At 71.5% G+C, this 18,091-nt stretch carries 10 protein-coding genes and 1 pseudogene; 3 read left to right on the top strand and 8 right to left on the bottom strand.

Translation table 11 applies throughout. The features are described 5' to 3' along the window. Nucleotides 1-100: 100 nt before the first annotated feature. The 3 genes and pseudogenes from AB0K10_RS26245 to wecB all read right to left on the bottom strand — a co-directional run. Nucleotides 101-1,012, bottom strand: a pseudogene (locus AB0K10_RS26245) (NAD(+)/NADH kinase); the annotation flags it as partial. A gap of 95 nt (nt 1,013-1,107) precedes the next feature. Further along, complete coding sequence (locus AB0K10_RS26240) at nt 1,108-4,209, bottom strand: M14 family zinc carboxypeptidase (protein WP_363687671.1); 3,102 nt, start codon at nt 4,207-4,209, stop codon at nt 1,108-1,110. Between the two features lie 133 nt (nt 4,210-4,342). After that, nucleotides 4,343-5,425: a UDP-N-acetylglucosamine 2-epimerase (non-hydrolyzing) gene (gene wecB / locus AB0K10_RS26235; protein WP_363687669.1), complete on the bottom strand. Its 1,083-nt coding sequence runs from the start codon at nt 5,423-5,425 to the stop codon at nt 4,343-4,345. Nucleotides 5,426-5,548: 123 nt separating this feature from the next. Here wecB and AB0K10_RS26230 point away from each other — a divergent pair, with 123 nt between their 5' ends. Beyond that, nucleotides 5,549-7,711 (top strand): Gfo/Idh/MocA family oxidoreductase, encoded by a 2,163-nt coding sequence (locus AB0K10_RS26230; protein WP_363687667.1) that lies wholly within the window; start codon nt 5,549-5,551, stop codon nt 7,709-7,711. A 30-nt stretch (nt 7,712-7,741) separates the two neighbouring features. Here AB0K10_RS26230 and AB0K10_RS26225 read toward each other — a convergent pair whose 3' ends face one another. Then, nucleotides 7,742-8,923: a glycosyltransferase family 4 protein gene (locus tag AB0K10_RS26225; protein WP_363687665.1), complete on the bottom strand. Its 1,182-nt coding sequence runs from the start codon at nt 8,921-8,923 to the stop codon at nt 7,742-7,744. Continuing rightward, nucleotides 8,920-10,920, bottom strand: coding sequence for a heparinase II/III family protein (locus AB0K10_RS26220; RefSeq protein ID WP_363687663.1), 2,001 nt, complete (start codon nt 10,918-10,920; stop codon nt 8,920-8,922). Before AB0K10_RS26220 ends, AB0K10_RS26225 begins: the two co-directional genes overlap by 4 nt. Nucleotides 10,921-11,391: 471 nt before the next feature. Here AB0K10_RS26220 and AB0K10_RS26215 point away from each other — a divergent pair, with 471 nt between their 5' ends. Next, nucleotides 11,392-12,588, top strand: coding sequence for an O-antigen ligase family protein (locus AB0K10_RS26215; protein WP_363687661.1), 1,197 nt, complete (start codon nt 11,392-11,394; stop codon nt 12,586-12,588). Between the two features lie 304 nt (nt 12,589-12,892). Then, a complete protein-coding gene (locus tag AB0K10_RS26210; RefSeq protein WP_363687659.1) occupies nt 12,893-14,212 on the top strand; it encodes a hypothetical protein in 1,320 nt (439 codons plus the stop codon). Here AB0K10_RS26210 and AB0K10_RS26205 read toward each other — a convergent pair. The 3 genes from AB0K10_RS26205 to AB0K10_RS26195 are packed head-to-tail and all read right to left on the bottom strand — an operon-like array spanning nt 14,161 to nt 17,974. Beyond that, nucleotides 14,161-15,357 (bottom strand): glycosyltransferase, encoded by a 1,197-nt coding sequence (locus AB0K10_RS26205; RefSeq protein WP_363687657.1) that lies wholly within the window; start codon nt 15,355-15,357, stop codon nt 14,161-14,163. The genes AB0K10_RS26210 and AB0K10_RS26205 overlap by 52 nt on opposite strands. Further along, on the bottom strand, nt 15,354-16,736 hold the full coding sequence (locus tag AB0K10_RS26200; protein ID WP_363687655.1) for a glycosyl transferase family 1: 1,383 nt from the start codon (nt 16,734-16,736) through the stop codon (nt 15,354-15,356). The genes AB0K10_RS26205 and AB0K10_RS26200 overlap by 4 nt, the downstream gene beginning before the upstream one ends. Further along, nucleotides 16,733-17,974 (bottom strand): oligosaccharide flippase family protein, encoded by a 1,242-nt coding sequence (locus AB0K10_RS26195; protein ID WP_363687653.1) that lies wholly within the window; start codon nt 17,972-17,974, stop codon nt 16,733-16,735. The genes AB0K10_RS26200 and AB0K10_RS26195 overlap by 4 nt, the downstream gene beginning before the upstream one ends. Nucleotides 17,975-18,091 lie beyond the last annotated feature (117 nt).

Here is an 18,091-nt window from a genome sequence, read left to right as displayed (position 1 = left end):
GCCCAGCGCGGTCACCATCTCGTCCTCGGTGGTGCCGACGTCCAGCAGCGGCACACAGGTGTCGGCGACGCGGAACAGCAGCGCCGAGCCCCGCACAGCGTGGGGGGATTTCTTTTTCGTTGGCGTTTTGTAGTTCTTTGGGGAGTAGTGCCTTGAGCTGTTCGGGGAGGAAGGGCAGGTCGAGGAGGCTCATCTTCAGCTGGTTGCGTTCCTGGTAGCGCAGCGGGTCGAAGCGGACCACCAGGCCGGCGTTGCGCCGATAGCTGATGTCCACCGCGCCCTCGTCCGCGGCGTCCCGGAACACCAGCCCGTCCATCTCCACCACCACGGCCGACGAGTGGGGCTCCAACTCCAGCCGGATCTTCTCGTCCCCGGAGAGCACCACCGAGCGGGAGATGCCGGCCATCGGCGCCGACGGCGTGATGACCACCGCGTCCGCCGCCGGTGAGATCAACGGACCGCCTGCGGCATAGCTGTACGCCGTGGAGCCGATCGGCGTGCTCACCACCACGGCGTCGGCGCGGTAGTAGCCGTACTGCTGGCCGTCGACGGCCAGGGTGGCGGTGACGAAACCTGAGCCGGGCCGCCGGACCAGGGCGATGTCGTTGAACGCCACCACGTCGTCGCCGCACACGTCGCAGGCCAGGCAGGCGTGTGACTCGATGGTGAAGTCCTTCGACAGCAGCCGGCTCAGCGCCTCGGGCAGCGCCGGTGGCTCGATCTCGACGAGGAAACCGAGCCGGCCCAGGTGGACGCCGAGCACCGGCTTCGGGTCGAGGAAGGCCGAGCGCAGCGCGCCCAGCATGGTGCCGTCGCCGCCGATGCTGATCAACGCGTCGGCGCGGACTGCCACGTCCTTCTCCGGCACGGGCTCGACACTGGTCGGCACGCGGTGCTTGTCCTCCGCACGCACGAAGAGCGACTTGTGGTGGCGCGTCGCCCACCGTTCGATGATCCCGACCACCTCGGTGACATCCCGGGTGGGGTGCAGTATCAGTCCCAGCCCCGCCACCCGTACAGCTCACCACACAGGCGTCGGACGCGTCCGGCGTACCGGTGAAGGTACGCCGGCCGTCCACGGACCGGCCGGCGTACCTTCCCGTGCCGTCAGCGGCGCGGCCGGCCGCTCAGGTGGGTCAGCGAGCGGGCGACCAGGTTGTTGCGGGCCGCAGGCGGCAGGCCCTCCAGCCCGAAGCCCAGGTACACGGTGTCGGCGGTGACCACCACCGACCCCTCCTCGAACGCCTGCTGGCTGCGCGACCAGTCGGTGGCGTTACCAGCGGAACCCGTGGGCGGACCGGCCACCGTCCAACCACCCAGGTCCTCGGTCTCGAACGAGGTCTCGGTGACCGTGGACCCGTCGACGAGCACCCGGGCGTCGTCCAGGAAGACACCCAGGCCCTGGGTGCCCCAGTCGGAGACGTACGAGATCGACACCTCAACCTGCTTGCCGGCGTACGCCGACAGGTCGATCGAGAAGTCCTGCCAACCTCCGGACGCTCCGGTGACGGCGTGCCACTCGCCGGTGCTGCCGGTGGCCGAGCAGCCCGCGCCCTGGTAGTGCGCGACGAACGGGTGCAGGGTCTGCCAACCCGACTCGCAGCTCTCCCCGGTCTCCCGGCCGGTGTGCCCGTTGGCGTCGGGCAGGGTCGTCCAGTCGTCGCTGCCCACCTCGTGTGCCTCGACGATCAGGAAGTCCCAGTCCGCCTCGACGTCGTACGAGGCGGCGAACCGTAGTTCACCGCTCGTGGCGCCGGAGAGGTCCACGGTGCGGGTGAGGCGCTTGAACGACTCGTCGGCCTGCCCGCTCCACAGGTACCAGTCACCGGTGCGCGGGTCGAACGGCGCCGCCCCGGGGCGTACCCAGTCCACGGGCGCGGAGCTGGCGAACTGCGGGAACTGATCGACCGGCAGGAAGCTCGACGTGGTCAGGAACGAGGCTGTGTGCTCCTGGTTGCCCGCCGACCCCGCGGCGTTGAGAGTGCCGTCGAAGCCGGCGAACACCCCCTCGGAGCCCCGGACCGGGAACGGGCCGTCCGCGTCGGTGCCGCCGTCGCTGACGTAGGTGTGTGCGCCCAGCCAGTACTGCTGGAAATCGTTGAGCAGCGGTAGGCAGGTGGGATCCTCACCGTCGGCGCACTCCGGCGGCGCGTCCGGGTGGTACACGTACGACCCGTTGGCGCCCTGGGCGTAGAGGGCGTACTGGCCGCTGACGAGCAGCTTGCCGCCCTCGTTGAGGTAGTCCCGCACGGCAAGCTCGGTGTCCAGCGCCGCCCTGGCCGCGGTGCCGGCCACCTGGCCGGGGGAGCGCAGGATGACGTCGTCGCCGGTCTCCCAGACCACCGTCTTGTAGTGCGACAGCACGCCGAGCGGGTGCGGCGCCGTGCGTCGCATGGCGTCGAAGTCGTACACGTCGCTGCTGCGTCCGGCGGCGGTCAGTGACGCGGCGACCTCGTCGGCGTACTTCGCGGTGGTGCCGGTCTGCGTCGGGCTCAGTCCGGTGACGTCCTCCATGGCGAGGACCAGCACGTCGCCGCCGATGTCGGTGTGCACCCGGTAGGTGAAGTGTTCGCTGGCCACCACCTTGGCGCGCTGCTTGACGCCTGTGAACCAGACCTCCACCCGGTCGCCGGGCTTCGTGCCGGTGACCGTGCCGCGTAGTTCGGCGTAGTAGTCGTCGTTGGTGTCGCCGTACCGCTCGCCGCCGCGCCACTCACGGACCCCGACGGTCTTCGGCCGGCCGCCGTTGACGACGTAGTGCATCCGTACGTTCTTGAGGGCCCGGCGGGTGATCGAGGCGACCTGCTGGGTGCGCCCGTACGAGGTGTCGAAGGCGTCCACCACGAAGTCCGGGGTGCTGCGGCCCACCACCGACACCGGGTCGTCCGGGTCGGCCGCGGACCTGGCGACGGCCAGCGCGAACGGCAGGTTCTTGCCCACCTCGCCGGCGATGAGCGTCTCGTCGTCGGGGAAGATGAATTCGCTGACGCAGTCCTCCGGACGCCACTTGTCGTCCGGGTCGACGGCCGCGGCGGACTGGCAGGTCGACATCTCCGGGGTGAAGCCCAACGTGCCGTAGCGGACGGTGGCGTGGCTGTCGGTGTCGCCGTTGGTGGTGTAGAGCTCGGCGGAGATGTCCGGGTCGTAGCCGGGCACGGCCGGGTGGGCGTCGTCACCGACCATCGCCTGGTAGATCACGTCGTCGGGTGTCGGCGTGCTCACCTGCCAGCCCACGCCGTAGAGCAGCAGTTGGGCCGCCGAGTGGTAGTTGACGAAGAACTCGAAGCCGACCCGGCGCAGCAGCCCGTCCAGCGCCTTGGTCTCCGGCTCCGAGGCCGGGCCGGGGCCCCGGTAGGTCTCGCTGTTCTCATCGGGCGAGGAGCCCTCGTTGTCGTACCCCCACTTGTAGGCGAAGTTGCGGTTGAGGTCGACGCCGTCGCCGGAGCCGATCTGGCCGTCGCCGTCGTTGTCGCGCAGGTTCTTGCGCCACAACCGGTTGCCGGGCGTGAAGGTGTGGTCGTAGCCGTCCGGGTTGGCCACCGGCAGGAACCACAGCTCGGTCGTGTCGAGCAGTCGGGTGATCTCCCGGTCCGTGCCGTAGCTGTCGAGCACGTGGTGCATCAGCCGGCGGGTCATCTCCGGCGTGATCCACTCGCGGGCGTGCTGGGCGCCGGCGTAGAGCACCGCGGGTCGTTGGCCGTCGCGGACCTTCCGCGCGTCCCTGGTCACCTTGATCGCGAGGATCGGCCTGCCCTGCCGGGTCCTGCCGATCGTCTCCAGCTTGGTCAGCTTCGGGAACCGCGCTGCCGTGGCGCTGATCTCGTCGCGCAGGCCACCCGGCTCGCTGTACGGGCGAAACGCCGACCAGCCCGCCGCGGCCTGCTCCCGCAGCGCCTGCGACGCGTCCTTGCCGCGGACCTTCTTCACCTTGATCGGAACGCCCTTGTCGGTCAGCCGCTTCGCCTGCCGGGGCGTGAGGACCGTCTCGACGGTGGTGCGGCCGGTGGAGTCCGCCGTGGCGTCGTGACCGAGGTCCACCCCGGCCTCACGCAGCAGGTCACGCTGCTTCGCGTCGACGGTGCCGACGTACACCTCCAGGCCCTCGCGGGCACCCGGATCCGACGGTGGCCGCGCGCTCGCCGGTGGGGCGAGTGCCAGGGCGCCGAGCAGGGTGACCACGCCGGCGATCGCCATTCGTCTCGGTCTCATCGCGCCTCCTTGGGTGAAGGACCTGTAGGCGCGAGCCTTCGGCCTGGCTTGATTCATGTCAATAGGTCGATGGGTTGGGAGGTAGCCGACCGTGTCGGTTCCGGTGCCGCACGTGACCACTCGGCGGGGTCGGCTACCGCAGCGCCGCCACGATGATCCGCGCGATCCGTTCCCCGGCCGCGCCGTCCCACAGCGGCGGCGTGGCCCGTACGGCGAGCCGACCGGTCGCGAGGGTGTTCGCCACCGCCTCGGCGAGCGTCGAGCGGGTGACGAGGCGGTTGGTGCCGTGCGTGATCGTGATCGGGCGTTCCGTGTTGGGCCGCAAGGTCAGGCAGGGCACGCCGAGCATCGTCGTCTCCTCCTGTACGCCTCCGGAGTCGGTGACGACGACCGCCGCGCCGCGGACCAGGCTGACGAACTCGAGGTACCCCAGCGGCTCGATGACCCGCATCGCACGATGCGAGAGCAGGCCGGCGTTTTCGAGGTGACGCCTGCCGCGCGGGTGCAGCGGCAGGACGACGGGCAGGTGGTCGGCGACGGCGTGCATCGCCTTCACCAGGTCGACGGCGTCCGCCGCGTCGTCGACGTTGCCCGGCCGGTGCAGCGTCGCGACGACGTAGCGCTCGGGGAGCGCGAGCGCGGCACGGATGCCGGCGACGTCGAAGCGGTCGAGGTTGGCCAGCAGCGTGTCGATCATCGGATTGCCGACCAGGTGGACCTTCTCCGCCGCGATGCCCTCGGTCTCCAGGTGTGCCAGGGCGTCGGGGCTGGTGGCGAACAGCAGGTCGGACACGTGGTCGACGACGACCCGGTTGATCTCTTCGGGCATGGACCTGTCGAAGCTGCGCAGACCCGCCTCCACGTGGGCGACGGGGATGCCCAGCTTCGCCGCGACGAGGGCGGCGGCGAGCGCGGAGTTGACGTCGCCGTACACGACTGTGAGCGCCGGGCGGTCGGCGACCATCAGCTCTTCCAGGCCGGTCATGACCGCGGCGGTCTGGCTCGCGTGGCTGCCCGAGCCCACCCCGAGGTTGAGGTCCGGCTCGGGGAGCCGTAGCTGACGGAAGAAGACCTCGGACATCCGGTCGTCGTAGTGCTGTCCGGTGTGGACCAGGCGCTGCCGCACGCCGTGTCGGTCCAGCGCCCGGATCACGGGTGCCGCCTTGGGGAAGTTGGGGCGTGCGCCCGCGACGTGCAGAACGGCGTCGGCCGACATGGATCTCCTCATAATTCGGCGTGAATCAGCGGCGTCGTACCAATGGTACAAGTTATCCAATTTGATACCTTTGCTCTCTGTGCAGTGTCGACTGACTCTTATTCCCGAAGGCAGGCAGACCGCGTGAAGCAGATCGTCCAATCCGTGTCCGGCGGCGAGTTGCGAGTCGTGGAGGTTCCGCAACCGGAGCCCGGCGCCACCGAGGTGCTCGTCGCCACGCGCAGGTCCCTGCTCTCCGCGGGCACCGAGCGCGCCGTGCGGGAGTTGGCCTCGGCGAGCCTGCTGCGCAAGGCCCGCGCCCGGCCGGATCTCGTCCGCCAGGTCGTCAACCGGGCGCGCACCGGGGGAGTCCGCTCGACGCTCGCCGCCGTGCGCAGCCGGCTCGACGAGGACATGCCGCTGGGGTACAGCGCGGCCGGCGTCGTCGTCACCGCCGGCGCGGCGACCGACGGGTTGCGCCCCGGGATGCGAGTGGCCACGGCGTCGGCGGGGCACGCCGAGTACCAGGCGGTGCCGGGCCTGCTCGCGGTGCCCGTCCCGGACGCGGTGTCGGACCAGGCCGCCGCCTTCGGCGCGGTGGCGGCGATCGCGTTGCAGGGGCTGCGGCAGGCCGACGTCAGCGTGGGCGGCGCGGTCGCGGTCGTCGGCCTCGGCCTGGTCGGCCAACTGACGGTACGACTGGCACTCGCCTCCGGGCTCACCGTCGTCGGCATCGACCTACGCGGTTGGACCGCCGAGCTGGCCAGCGGCGTGGGCGCGCTCGGGCTGGTCGAGGCCGGTGCGGCGACCACCGAGCAGGTCATGGAGGCCACCCGTGGTCGAGGTGTCGACGCGGTCCTGATCACGGCGGCGACCGCCTCGTCGGAGCCGGTCGCCCGCAGCGCGGAGATCGCCCGCGACCGGGCCCGGCTGGTAGTGGTCGGTGACGTCGGCCTGGACCTCGACCGGAGGCGCTTCTACGAGCGCGAGCTGGATCTGCGCTTCGCCCGCAGCTACGGCCCCGGTCGCTACGACCGCGCGTACGAGGAGTGGGGCGTCGACTATCCGATCGGCCACGTGCGCTGGACGGCGCGGCGCAACGTGGAGACCTACCTCGACCTGGTGGCCAGCGGCCGGGTCGCCGTCGACGACATGGTGACCCACGTCTTCGACGTGCAGCAAGCGACGTCGGCGTACGAGGTGCTGGCGTCGGACCCGCGCTCGCTCGCGGTGCAGCTCACCTACTCGGCGCCCGCGCAGCCGGCCGCCCGCCCGGCCACGATCCGGCCACGCCGGCGGTCGGCGTCACCCCGGGCGGGGCTGATCGGGGCCGGCACGTACGCCAAGGCGACCTTCCTGCCCGCGCTCAAGGCGGCCGGCTGGGGCGACGATCTCGTCGCCATCACGTCAGCCAAGGGGCTGTCGGCACGTCACGCCGCGGAGCGCAACGGCATCGCCGTGGTGGCGCCGACGGTCGAGGACCTGCTCGTCCGCGACGACGTGGACGTGGTGTTCGTCCTCAGCCGCCACGATTCCCACGCCGAGTTGGCGGTGCGGGCGCTCGACGCCGGCAAGCACGTCTTCGTGGAGAAGCCGCTCGCGCTGACGCGGGACGAGCTCGACGGGGTGCTGGCCGCGTACGACCGCAACCCGGGCCACCTGTTCGTCGGGTTCAACAGGCGGCACGCGCCGATGGTGGCGTACACCCGGAAGGTCCTGAGCGCCGGGTCCGGGCCGATCAGCGTGGCCTACCGGGTCAACGCCGGGCAGTTACCCGCCGCGCACTGGTACCACGACCGCCGCCAGGGCGGCCGTGTCCGCGGCGAGGTGTGCCACTTCGTGGATCTCGCGTCGTGGCTGGTCGGCGAGCAGCCCCGGGTCGTGCACGCGTACGGCAGTGGACGCGGCGAACCGGGCCTGGAGGAGGACGTGAGCGTCCTGCTCGGATACCCCGACGGCTCCACGGCGACGATCACGTACTCCACAAGGGGGCACCGGCGCACGCCGAAGGAACGGCTGGAGATCCTCGGCCGTGGCCACACCGTGCTGATCGACGACTTCCGACGCCTGGAGATCGACGGCCGGGAGGTCAAGCGGGCGCCCGGCGGCAAGGGACACCAGGAGCAGCTGGCCCACATGCGGGCGGTGATCGCCGGGAACGCGCCGCACCAGCGCGGGTTCGAGGCGTCCATCGGTACGACGGAGGCGATGCTGTCCGCTATCGCCGCGCTGGCCGGCATCGCGGAGGAGCCCTCGGCGCGACTCCCCATGCAGGTCAACGCGGAAAGCGCCGGGATCACCTCCTGACGCGGCGCGGCCGGCGCTGACCCGGGCGGGTCAGCGCGCCGCGTCGTCGTCGACGAGCGTGGCGAGCAGGCGGCCGAGGGCGCCCGACATCGCCGTCCGCGACTGGTTGTCCCGTATCCACCGTCGGCCGGCCGCGCCCATCTTCGCCAACTCGTCCGGGCTCGCCTGCACCATCTGGGCGAGGCCGTGGGCGAGGTGCCCCGGCGGGGTCACCGACCCGGCGTCGGCGCCCAGCACGAGGTCGCCGACGATTCCCGGGCTGTTGGTGACGATCGGCAGGCCGGCGGCCATGTAGTCGAACACCTTGTTGGGGCTGACCCCGGCGCGGAACAGTTCGACGTCCGCGAGGACGTGCACGCCGACGTCGGCGGCGTGCAGGAGGTCGGGGATCTCGGTCTTCGGCACCGGGTCGAGGAACCGCACGGTGGCGATGTCACGCGCCGTCGCCCGCAGGCGTGCCTTCTCGACGCCCGCTCCCACGAGCACGACGTCGATCTCGGGCACCGCCCGAGCGGCGCTCAGGAGCAGGTCCAGCCCGTTGGCCGGGCCGTGCGCTCCCGCGTAGACGGCCGTCCGGCGGGTGAACCCGTACCGTCGCCGCAGCTCGTCGCGGTCACCACTGGGGACAAAGTCGTCCGGGTCGGCCGCGTTGGGGATGAACACGATCCGCTCGGGCGGTACGCCTTTGCTCTCGATCGCCTGCCGCACGCCCGCCGCCAGGATCACCACCCGGTCGGCGCGTCGGTACAGGAAACGCTCCAGGCGTTCCAGCGCCCGGTACGCCGTCGACGTCTCCGACAGCGTCCCCATCTCGACGAGCACCCGGGGCCACAGGTCCCGGACCTCCAGAACGAACGGCGTACGCCGCAGGGCTGCCACGACGCAGCCCGACAGCCCGGCGAGCAGGTGTGGCGACGACGCGTACACCACGTCGGGTCGGGGCTGCCGCAGGCCGGCGAGAGTGGCCGTCACCCCGTAGCTGGCCCAGTTGAGCACCCGGCCCACGCCATTGCCCCGGTACGGCGTCACGGCGACCGGGTGGAATCCCGGCTCCGGGCGTTGCGGCCGGCCGGTGATCATGTTTCGTCGGCTCGCGATGATCACGTGCGACCAGCCGGGCAGGCGGCTGAACAGCTCGACGTGCCGGGTGCCGCCCGGATGGCCCGGAGGCACGGCGAAGTGGTTGAGGACCAGGACCCTGCGTCGTGTCATAGCGGTGCTCCCACGTGCTGGACGTCCCCGGAGGCGAGGTGGGTGACGGTCAGGGTGGCGCCCCCGTCGGTCCAGGCCACCTCGTAGCGGAGACCGTCGAGGGTTGTCGCGTCGGGCCGTGGCCCGGGCACAGTGCCCAGCCCCCAGGCGACGGTGTCGGCCCGGGTCTCGGTCGTGAGCCAGGTCGCCGGCTCCCAGCGCCCGTACGTCCGGCTGTGCCAACCCGCGAACGGCGTCGACCGCCCGCGTACCGCCTCGTACCCGTCCAACCCGAACAGGTCGAGCTTGGTGTCGCCGGTGAGGAGCGTGTCGTTCTCCACCGCGACGTCGGGGTGCAGGGGGATCGTGAGCGACCAGGTGCCGGCCGCCCCCGGCGGGTCGGCGAACTCGACGATGGCCACGTACGCGTCGGCCACCACCACGGCGCGGCCGACGCGTACCGGGTGCTCGCCGCGCGCGTACGCGTCGTGCCACCCGAACGCGATGGTGCGATCCGGCCGGACGAGTGGCTGTCCCAGGTGACCACGACCGGTGGCGAGCCAGCGGAACGCGCGGTGCGGAATCAGCTGGTCCTGCCCGTCCGGGCGGCGCACCGGGTGGGCGGCGGAGGTGCGCAGTCCGTTGCGGACCTCCAACGGACCGTTGTAGGTGCCCGTGCCCGGATCGGCGATCAGCCACCGGCCGTTGTGGGTGACCCAGACCGAGGTCAGGTCGGCGTGGCCGTGCGACGGGCCGCCGTCCACCTTGAACCACACCCGCCACGGCCCCCGCTCGATCAGCGCGGTGCCTCCCGAGGTCGTCGCGCCGCGCCGGGCCGACGGGTACGCCGCCGCGGTGGCCTGATCCCGGGCGCTCGCGGGCGCGTACCAGGCGAGTTCGTCGAAGTCGGCGAACCACCGCGCCGGCAGCCGTTCGCCGCACAGCGCCAGCCCGAGCGCGGCCGAGCCGGCCACGTCGAGCGGGTCGCCGGAGGACGCGAGCACCCGCCCCTCGTCCCAGTCGCCGTACTGCGGGACCTCACCGTCGAAGACACCGAGTCGGGCGAGGTGCAGGCTGGCCGCGCGCAGGTCGTGGCGCACGCCGGCCGGCGCGCCGCCGAGCAGCAGTCGCACGACGAGCATTTCCAGAACGAAGCGGTGGTACGACAGCGAGTCCTCGATCATGCGGCCGTCCGGCCCGAAGTGCCGGCGCTGCTGCGTGGCGAACATCCGCTCGCCGGTACGCGCCCACCAGCGGGCGCGCGTCGCGGTGGGGAACATGCGCGACAGCAGGATCAACCCGAGCGCGTCACCGAGCATGTGGTTGTTGCGCATGCTGCTCACCGTGTAGGGCAGCTCGACCAGCAGGTGTCGTGCGCTGGCCAGCAGGTGCCGTTCCATGGCGGCCACCACGTCGCGGGGCAGCCGCTCGCCGGCCAGCGCCAGGATCTGGTTCCAGGCGACCGCGCGTAGCGCCAGCTCAAGGCTGGAGTACCAGTTCACTCCCCGCTCCGGTGGCGACTGCTCACACCAGGCCCGCAGCAGGCCGCCGAGGCCGTCGTGCCAGGGGCCGGCCGGGTCGAGGCGGGCCGCGCGGGCCAGGACGACCAGGTCGCGGTGGCGGCCCGCCTCCCAGGTGTGCTTCACGTCGGACAGGCGTGCCACGGAGCGGATGTCGACGCGCCACCACGGCACGTCCGCCGGCCACTGCCGCCCGCTCAGCGGGTCGGTGCTCCACGGCGCCGACACGCCTGTCGCCACCCGGGCGCCGAAGACCCGAAGCCCTTCGCGCAGGATGCGGCCGGCGTCATCCAGGCAGCGTTGCCCCGCCTCATCGGTGAGCGGCGTCGTGCTGCCCAGCGGCACCACGGTGGCCGGACGGTGGCGGGGGGCCCGACCCTGGAACAGGACGGCGTGGAATCCGCTGCGCTTGGACGCCTCGTATGCCGCCCGTAGCGGCGCCGACAGGCCAAGGGCGCGCAGGTCCACGGCGACCGCACGGAGATCGGGTCTGGCCATCAGCTTCCCCTCGGGGCAGGACGACGGAGGCGATCACGGTCTGCGTGAGCGCGGACCGCTCGCGATGCTGAGCGTGTGCGGCTCGCAGCAGCGGGCGAGCGACGGTATCAGGACGTTGGTAGCAATTCGCGCATTTGCTCCCGATCGCGCTGGCGTGTCGGGGAAGCTGCAATTGCGGTACAAATCGGGCATTGCGCACGATCCCGGGTCGCGCGAGAGCCGTTGCGGCGTGCCGTGCCTGTCGTCTGTCCAACGTCGCCGGTGCCGTTTCAGTGACGAGAAGGAGTGGCCGTGACATCGCAAACCCGGACGGGGCTCGGATCCCACTCGCCGGCGCCGCCCCGAGCCGGCGTCGGCAGCGTGCCCCGAGCCGGCGTCGGCAGTGTGTCCCGAGTCGGCGTCGGCAGTGTGTCCCGAGGCGCGGCCGCGGTGACCGTGGCCGGAAGCGGACGGGCGGGCTGGCGGACACGGATGACGACGGTCGCCGTCGGGCTGTTGTGCGTCGCGGCCTTCCAGGCGTCGTCGGCGAACGCCTGGCTGATCGTCCTGGAGGCCTCGGCCGCCGCGATCCTTCTCCGCTGCCGGGTTCCCCGCCCCCGGCTGCCCGATGTGCTGGCTGTCGCGGTGGCGTGCTGGGCGCAGCTGACGGTCGTCTGGTCCAGCGATGTCGCACAGACGCGGAGTGTGGCTCTCGCGTACACCTCGGCCTGTCTTCTCTTCGTCGCGGTCCGCCACGTCGTCACGACGCCGAGGCACCTGCTGGCGGTCGGGGGTTCGTACATCGTCGGATGCGTGATCGCCGCGTGGGGCCTGATCATCGAGGCGCGCGGAGCCGGCGGGCAGGCCAGCGCGTGGGACATGGCGGTGCGCTTCGGCATCGAGGGCACCAACATCAACTTCACGGCCTACTCGAGCATCACCGCGTTCCTCCTGGTACTGGGCCTGCTGAAAATTCGCGGTCAACCTCGGCTCGTCACCATCGGGCTGATCGCCGTGTTGCCGGTGCTGGCGTCCGGTGTCTTCCTGAACCGGACCAAGGGCGCACTGGTCGCCCTGCTGCTCATCGTGGTGTACGCGCTGCTCAGCGAGCTCAATCCGCGCGCGATGTGGGTGGCCGCGGCGGCCGTGGTGCCCACGCTGCTGGTGACGGTGCCGCTCGGTCTGGGTCAGAGCGCCCTGAGCTGGGCGGACAGCGTCATCGGGTCGGCTGCGACAGGTGACGTGCTGAGTCGTATCGAGATGTGGCGGTACGCGTCGTCCTACTGGTGGGACGCCCTCTGGTTCGGCGACGGCGCGGGAATCTTCGAGATCGGGAACCCGCTGGGAATCCGCCCGCACAACGCCGTCCTCGCCGTCGCCGTTGACCTGGGCCTGGTGGGGTTGCTGGGCGTCGCCGCCCTGTTCGGCTCGGTGCTCGCCAGGCGGGCGGCGCAGTGTCCGGTCGGACTCCGTGTCGCCGGGCTGTTCCTGGTGGGCGGATTTCCGATCTGGCTGACCGGAGTGTGGGAGTTCGAGCGGGGGCCGTGGCTGGTACTCGCCCTGCTGTCGATGCTCCCGGTCCAGGTCGCCGGCCGTCGCGGGACACGATCCGGGTCGGCGGACGACCTCTTCGCCGGTCCGGCCCGGCGCCCGAGCATCCGTCTGATGGCCGACGGCGCCGTCTCCTGACGCGGCGGCCATCACCCCGGTACGTGCACGGTCGTTTGCTCGTTCAGTGACTACCGACAGCCGTACGAGTGGAGGGTCGGCGAGTGCAAACTCGGAATCCTGTCCGGGTCGACTCGCGACCACCCAGGGTCGGACGTTCGGCCGGGAGCGGGCCTCGGTGACAGCCCTCGACGGCATCAGTCGGGGCCGACACCGCCCGCCCATCGGAAGCGCCGACGGTCGGCCGCTCGCGCCATCGCCGCCGGCCGACCGTCGTGGACACCGGCCGTCCCTGCCGGACCCCGCGACGCCGCGACCTCGCACGGTGACGTGGCTGCCGTTGGTGCTGGCCCTGACGTGGATGCTCGGCACGTTCGGCGCGTTCTGGTTGACGAGGCTGGCCCGTCAGGTCGAGAACCCCGACCGGCTCTGCGCCTTCGTGCTCGCGGCGACCGCGCTCTTCGCCTGTGGATACGTGGCGCAGATGGCGCGTCGGATCCCGGTGGTGGCGGTCGCGTCGCACTCCACCGACCGCATCCGGCAGGTGCGTCGACTGGTCCTGGCCAGCGCCGTCTACTACGTGATCGTCAGCCTGACGCGGCTGGTCCAGTTCGGCGCCACCGGCCCGCAGAGCGTGTGGGCGAGCATCGAGGCGCCCGCCACCGGCTACGTGAACAAGTTCGACGTCTACCAACAGGGCGTCGCGAGCACGGGCCCGTGGATGACACTGCTGCTTCCGCTCGGCATTCTCAGCGTGGCCCTCGTACCGCTGCTGGTGGTGCACTGGTCGAGCCTGCCCGGCTGGTTGCGACTCGCCGGCATCGTCGGTACGACCATGCACCTGGCGTTCTACCTCTTCATCGGCACCATGAAGGGCCTCGGCGACGTCGTCATCATGCTGGCGGCGGGGATGCTGATCGCCCGTGCGTCGACCCGCCACCGGCGGCGGGCCCGCTCGCGGCGTCGCCGGGCGCTCATGCTGCTCGGCGGGGCGTTCGTGCTCCTGGCCACCTACATGGCCTTCAGCCACGCGACACGGGCAACGGAGTTCGGCACCACAGGTGAGGTGGTGCGGGTGAATTCCGAGGTGGAGCGCGCCATGGGTGAGCCGGCGGCCGTGGGCCTCGCCGCCATGATCGGCTACCCGACGCACGGATACCTCGGACTTTCCTACAACCTCCAGGTGCCCTTCGAGTGGTCGCACGGTCTCGGTAGCGCGCCGTCCGCCGCGCTCTTCGCCGAGCAGTCCTTCGGGGTGGACCTGACCGAACACCCGACGTACCCGGACCGCACCCAGCACGAGAAGGGGTGGCCCGCGCGCATGTACTGGGCCACCATCTATCCCTGGCTCGCCTCCGACCTCACCTTCCCAGGAGCGGCGTTGTTCATGGGACTGGTCGGATGGCTCTTCGCCGGCTCGTGGCGCGCGGCGGTGTCCACCCGACGGGTGGTCCCGACGCTGATCTTCGCGCAGCTCTGCATCCTCATCGTCTACGTGCCGGCGAACAACCAGCTCGGCATGGCGCCGGAGTCCATCGTCGGGATGGCCACGCTCCTCGTGCTCTCCGCGCTGCAGTCGCCCGCCGACGGGCGTCAGTCCCAGCGTCGGAAGAACCGGCCGAGAGACTCCGCGTACGCCCGGTAGTCGAACGATTCGAGCGCCTGGCTGCGCGCGGCCTGGCGCATCACGCTGCGCTGCGCGTCGCTCAGCCGGGCGGCGGCGCGGAACGCCTCGGTGACCCCGGCCAGCGTGTGGTCCCGGCACACCAGGCCCTCCAGGTCGGGGCGCAGGTACCTGCCCATGTCGCTGGTGAGGTTGGCGATCACCGGGGTGCCGCTGGCCAGACTCTCGCAGAACTTCGTCGAGAAGCCCGCGTTCGTGGCCCGGTCCGGGCGACGGACGAGGACTGTGAAGTCCGCCGCCTGCAGGGCGCTCGCCACCTCCGCCTGCGGCAGTCGACCCAGGCACCGTACGCCCTCGGGCAACGCTCGGCCCTCGACGAGACCGCGTACCTCGTCGACTGTCGGGCCGTAGATGCGCAGCTCGACGTGCGCGCCGTCGCGCTGGACACGACCCACCGCCTCGATGACGGTGCCCAGGAGATCCTTCTTGTTCCCGTGCGGATTGCCCGCGTACGCGAGCGTGAGGGGGGACGATCCGCCCGCCGCCGTCTGCCGGGCGTCAAGCGTCAGGCCCTTCACGTCCAGGGTGGGCGGCACCCGCAGCAGCGGGCGACCGGTACGGCGGTAGTGGTCCTCGAGGTAGGAGCTGATCACGATGACGCCGTCGCAGCGCGGGTAGTAGTGGTGCAGAGCCAGCTTCATGCTCACGTGCAGCGGGCCGAGGTAGCCGCCGCGCACGTGCCGGCCGTTGAACCAGTCCACGACGTCGACGATCAGCGGCACGCGGTGCCGTCGGCACCACCTCTGGAGGTGGAACATGTACTGGGCCTGGCCGCCGTGCACCAGCACGTGCGACGGTCTGGTCGGCTGGGCGTCGAGCCAGCGGACCGTCCGTTGACCCCAGCGCACAAGCGTCTGGATCGAGCTGCCCACCGGCCCGGCCGTCGGCGGTGGCCGCTCCGCCAGGCCGATGTGCGAGACCGAACCCGGGCCGTCGACGCCGGGCAGCGGCGTGCGGACACGCGGCTCCGGCCCGCCGCCGGCCACCACCACGTCGTAGCCGGCGGCGGCCAACGACGCCACCAGGCCGTGCACCCGCCGCGACCCCGCCTCACCCCACGGGAACAGGAACGGACCCACACAGGCGACCCATCGGGTACGTCTCATCGCCGCACCCCGCCGCGCCTCGGGGTCAGACGGTCGGGGGTGACGGAGCCGGCTCGCGCGGCCGCGCGCAACGTGGCGGCGAACCGTGCGGCCACGTTCTCCCGGGCATGTTCCTGCCGGGCGAAGTCGACCCCGTTGCGGGCCAGCCGCTCCCGCAGCGCCGCGTCGCCGCATAGGGTCGCGAGGTCGCGCACCAGGCTGGCTCGGTCGTTCGTCCCGACGATCACTCCGGCGCCTGCCTGCCGGATGTGGTCCATCGACGCCACCTCGGCGGGACCGTAGCCGAGGATGGGACGCCCGGAGGCGAGGTACTGGGGGATCTTCGTCGAGACCGAGTAACGGGTGTAGCGGCGGATCTCCTCGTCGAAGGACTCGATGTGCACGAGGACGTCCGCCGACCGCAGCGCCGCGGGCACCTCCTCGCTGGTCAGCGACGGCCCCAGCCGTACCCGCCGCAGGTCGGCGAAGTGCCGTCCGTACTGGGCGAGGTCCCTCTCCGGAGCGTGGATGGTCAGTCGGACGGACGGGCCGGCCTGCGCGACGTCGTCCAGCGCGGCGCCGATGTCGCGCAGCGATTCCCAGCGGTTGAGGTGCAGGGCGCCGACGTAGACCAGCTCGACGCCGCGCTGCCCGTCGACGTCGGTGCGGGGCGCCGCGAAGAAGCCCTCGTCGACGCAGTTCACGAAGGGGCTGAACGGGATCCCGTACCGTCGGTCGTACTCGTCGGCCATCGGCTGGCTGATCACCATGCCGAGTGGCGCCAGGCGGATGAGCCGTGCCGTCGTCTCCTGGACGCTGCGGGTGGCCCGACCGAACAGCTCGCCGTTGGCGTGCAGCGTCGCCGGCCAGTCGTCGGTGAAGTGCGGCACCACCGGCACGTCGCAGGTGCGCGCCGCGAGGGCGGTGATCCTCGTGAGCCGGACGCTGCCGAGCATCGAGTAGACGACGTCGGGACGGAAGTCCCGCATCCAGCGGATCAGCGCCGGGGGGACACGGATCGGGCTGAGGTCGGCGCTCGCGCGCAGTTGCGCGTAGACCCTGGCCACCGTGGGACGGCTCTCCGCCGCCGCGTGGACGGCGGCGATCGGCCGGCTCTGCTGCAGCGGGGTGTGGCCGTTCCACCCCAGCATCCGCATCGAGTAGTACTGGACGGGCAGGTAGTGGTCACGCGGCGGGAAGTGGAAGTAGTTCTCGCACACCTCCGTCGACGGCGTGATGTTCCCGGTGTACACCTGCCCGAGGCGGTCCCTGGGCCAGCCGGAGAAGAGGTTCGACAGGGTCATGGCGGTACCGCTGACACGGCTGAAGGGCGTGTGGCTCACCACCAGCACCCGGGGGAATTCCTCGTCCACAAGCATCGGTACGTCCGCCTCTCTCATGTGGTCCGCGGGGTCAGTGCGCGCCGGTAGCCGTAGATGGCGGCCGGGACGACAGTCAGGCTGTAGATGACGACGGCGATGTACGGCGCGGCCCAGACGCCCAGCCAGTGCAGGCCGAGCAGCTTCCCGAGCACGGAGAGCGGCAGGTACAGCAGGTAGCCCCACAGTTGGGGGCGGACGACCCCGGCCGCGTTCTGCACCATGAAGCGTGGGGAGATCGCGGCCAGCACGATCCACCAGCAGGCCAGGCCCAGCAGGAGTGCCCGGTTCCCGATCGGGATGGGTAGCCAGGCGGCGAAGAACGCCTCGCCGAACACCACCAGGAGGGTCGACGGCACCACCGCGACGAGCGTGGACACGACTGTCATGCGCCGCACGGTCCGGCGGACCCAGTCGAGGTCGCCGCGCGCCAGGGCTTCGCCGTGCATCGGCCACAGCGGCTGGTTGACGAGCGTCACGAGCGCGCCGAGCTGGGTGAACAGCCGGGCCGGCACCGCGTACGCGGTGACGCTCGCCAGCCCCAGCACGTGCGCGATGAGCAGGGGGTCGGCGTTGTCCGCCAGGACCATCACCAGTGTCACCAGGAAGAACAGACCGCCCAGGCCGAACAGGTCACGAATGCCCCGACCGTCGACGAACCTCGGGCGCGGCGCCAGACGGGGCAGCCGCCAGCCGAACGTCCACACCGTGTTGGCGATGTTGACCAGCAGCGGGGAGATGGCGATGCTGGCGATGACAGCGATGGGGGGCAGCTTCGCGAACACCGCGCCGAGCGCGAGCGGCAACGAGAGCGCGCTCGCGGCCGCCTGCCAGATGTTGCTGACCGCCACCTGCTGGTACGCGTACTGCACCCGGGCGACAAGCGACAGCGGAATGTTCAGCAGGAAGGCCGTCAGGCAGACCAGGGCGACGAGGTGCGCGTCGTCGGCCGCCGCCCCGGTGGCGTTGAACAGCGCCGGCCACGGGACGAACCCGCCGACCAGCCACAGCAGGCCACACGTCGGAAGCGCCACGCCGCAGACCGCCGCGTAGGCGCTGGAGACGTAGCGCCGGGCCGTCGCCCAGTCACCGTCCACCCGGCAGGGCGCGAGCCTGGTCATGAGGCCGAGCCCGACACCCAGGTCGGCGAAGGCGACCATCCCGGTGACGGCCAGGACCGCCGCCCAGAGGCCGTACAGGTCGGTGCCGAGATACGACAGGGTCACGGGGAGGAGGAAGAGCGGTACGACGGCGCTCACCGCTCGACTCAGCGCCGCGGTGGCGATCCAGGACAGCAGCCGACGACCGCGACGCCGGCTCGGGGGAGCGGGGGCGGCCGGCGCGGGCGGCTCGACCGTCTGGACAGTCCGACCGGT

The sequence above is a fragment of the Micromonospora sp. NPDC049274 genome, assembly GCF_040678875.1.
In the GTDB taxonomy this organism is placed as follows: domain Bacteria; phylum Actinomycetota; class Actinomycetes; order Mycobacteriales; family Micromonosporaceae; genus Micromonospora.
Note: the sequence above shows the minus strand (reverse complement) of the source record. Positions and strands in the feature narration are given on the sequence as shown.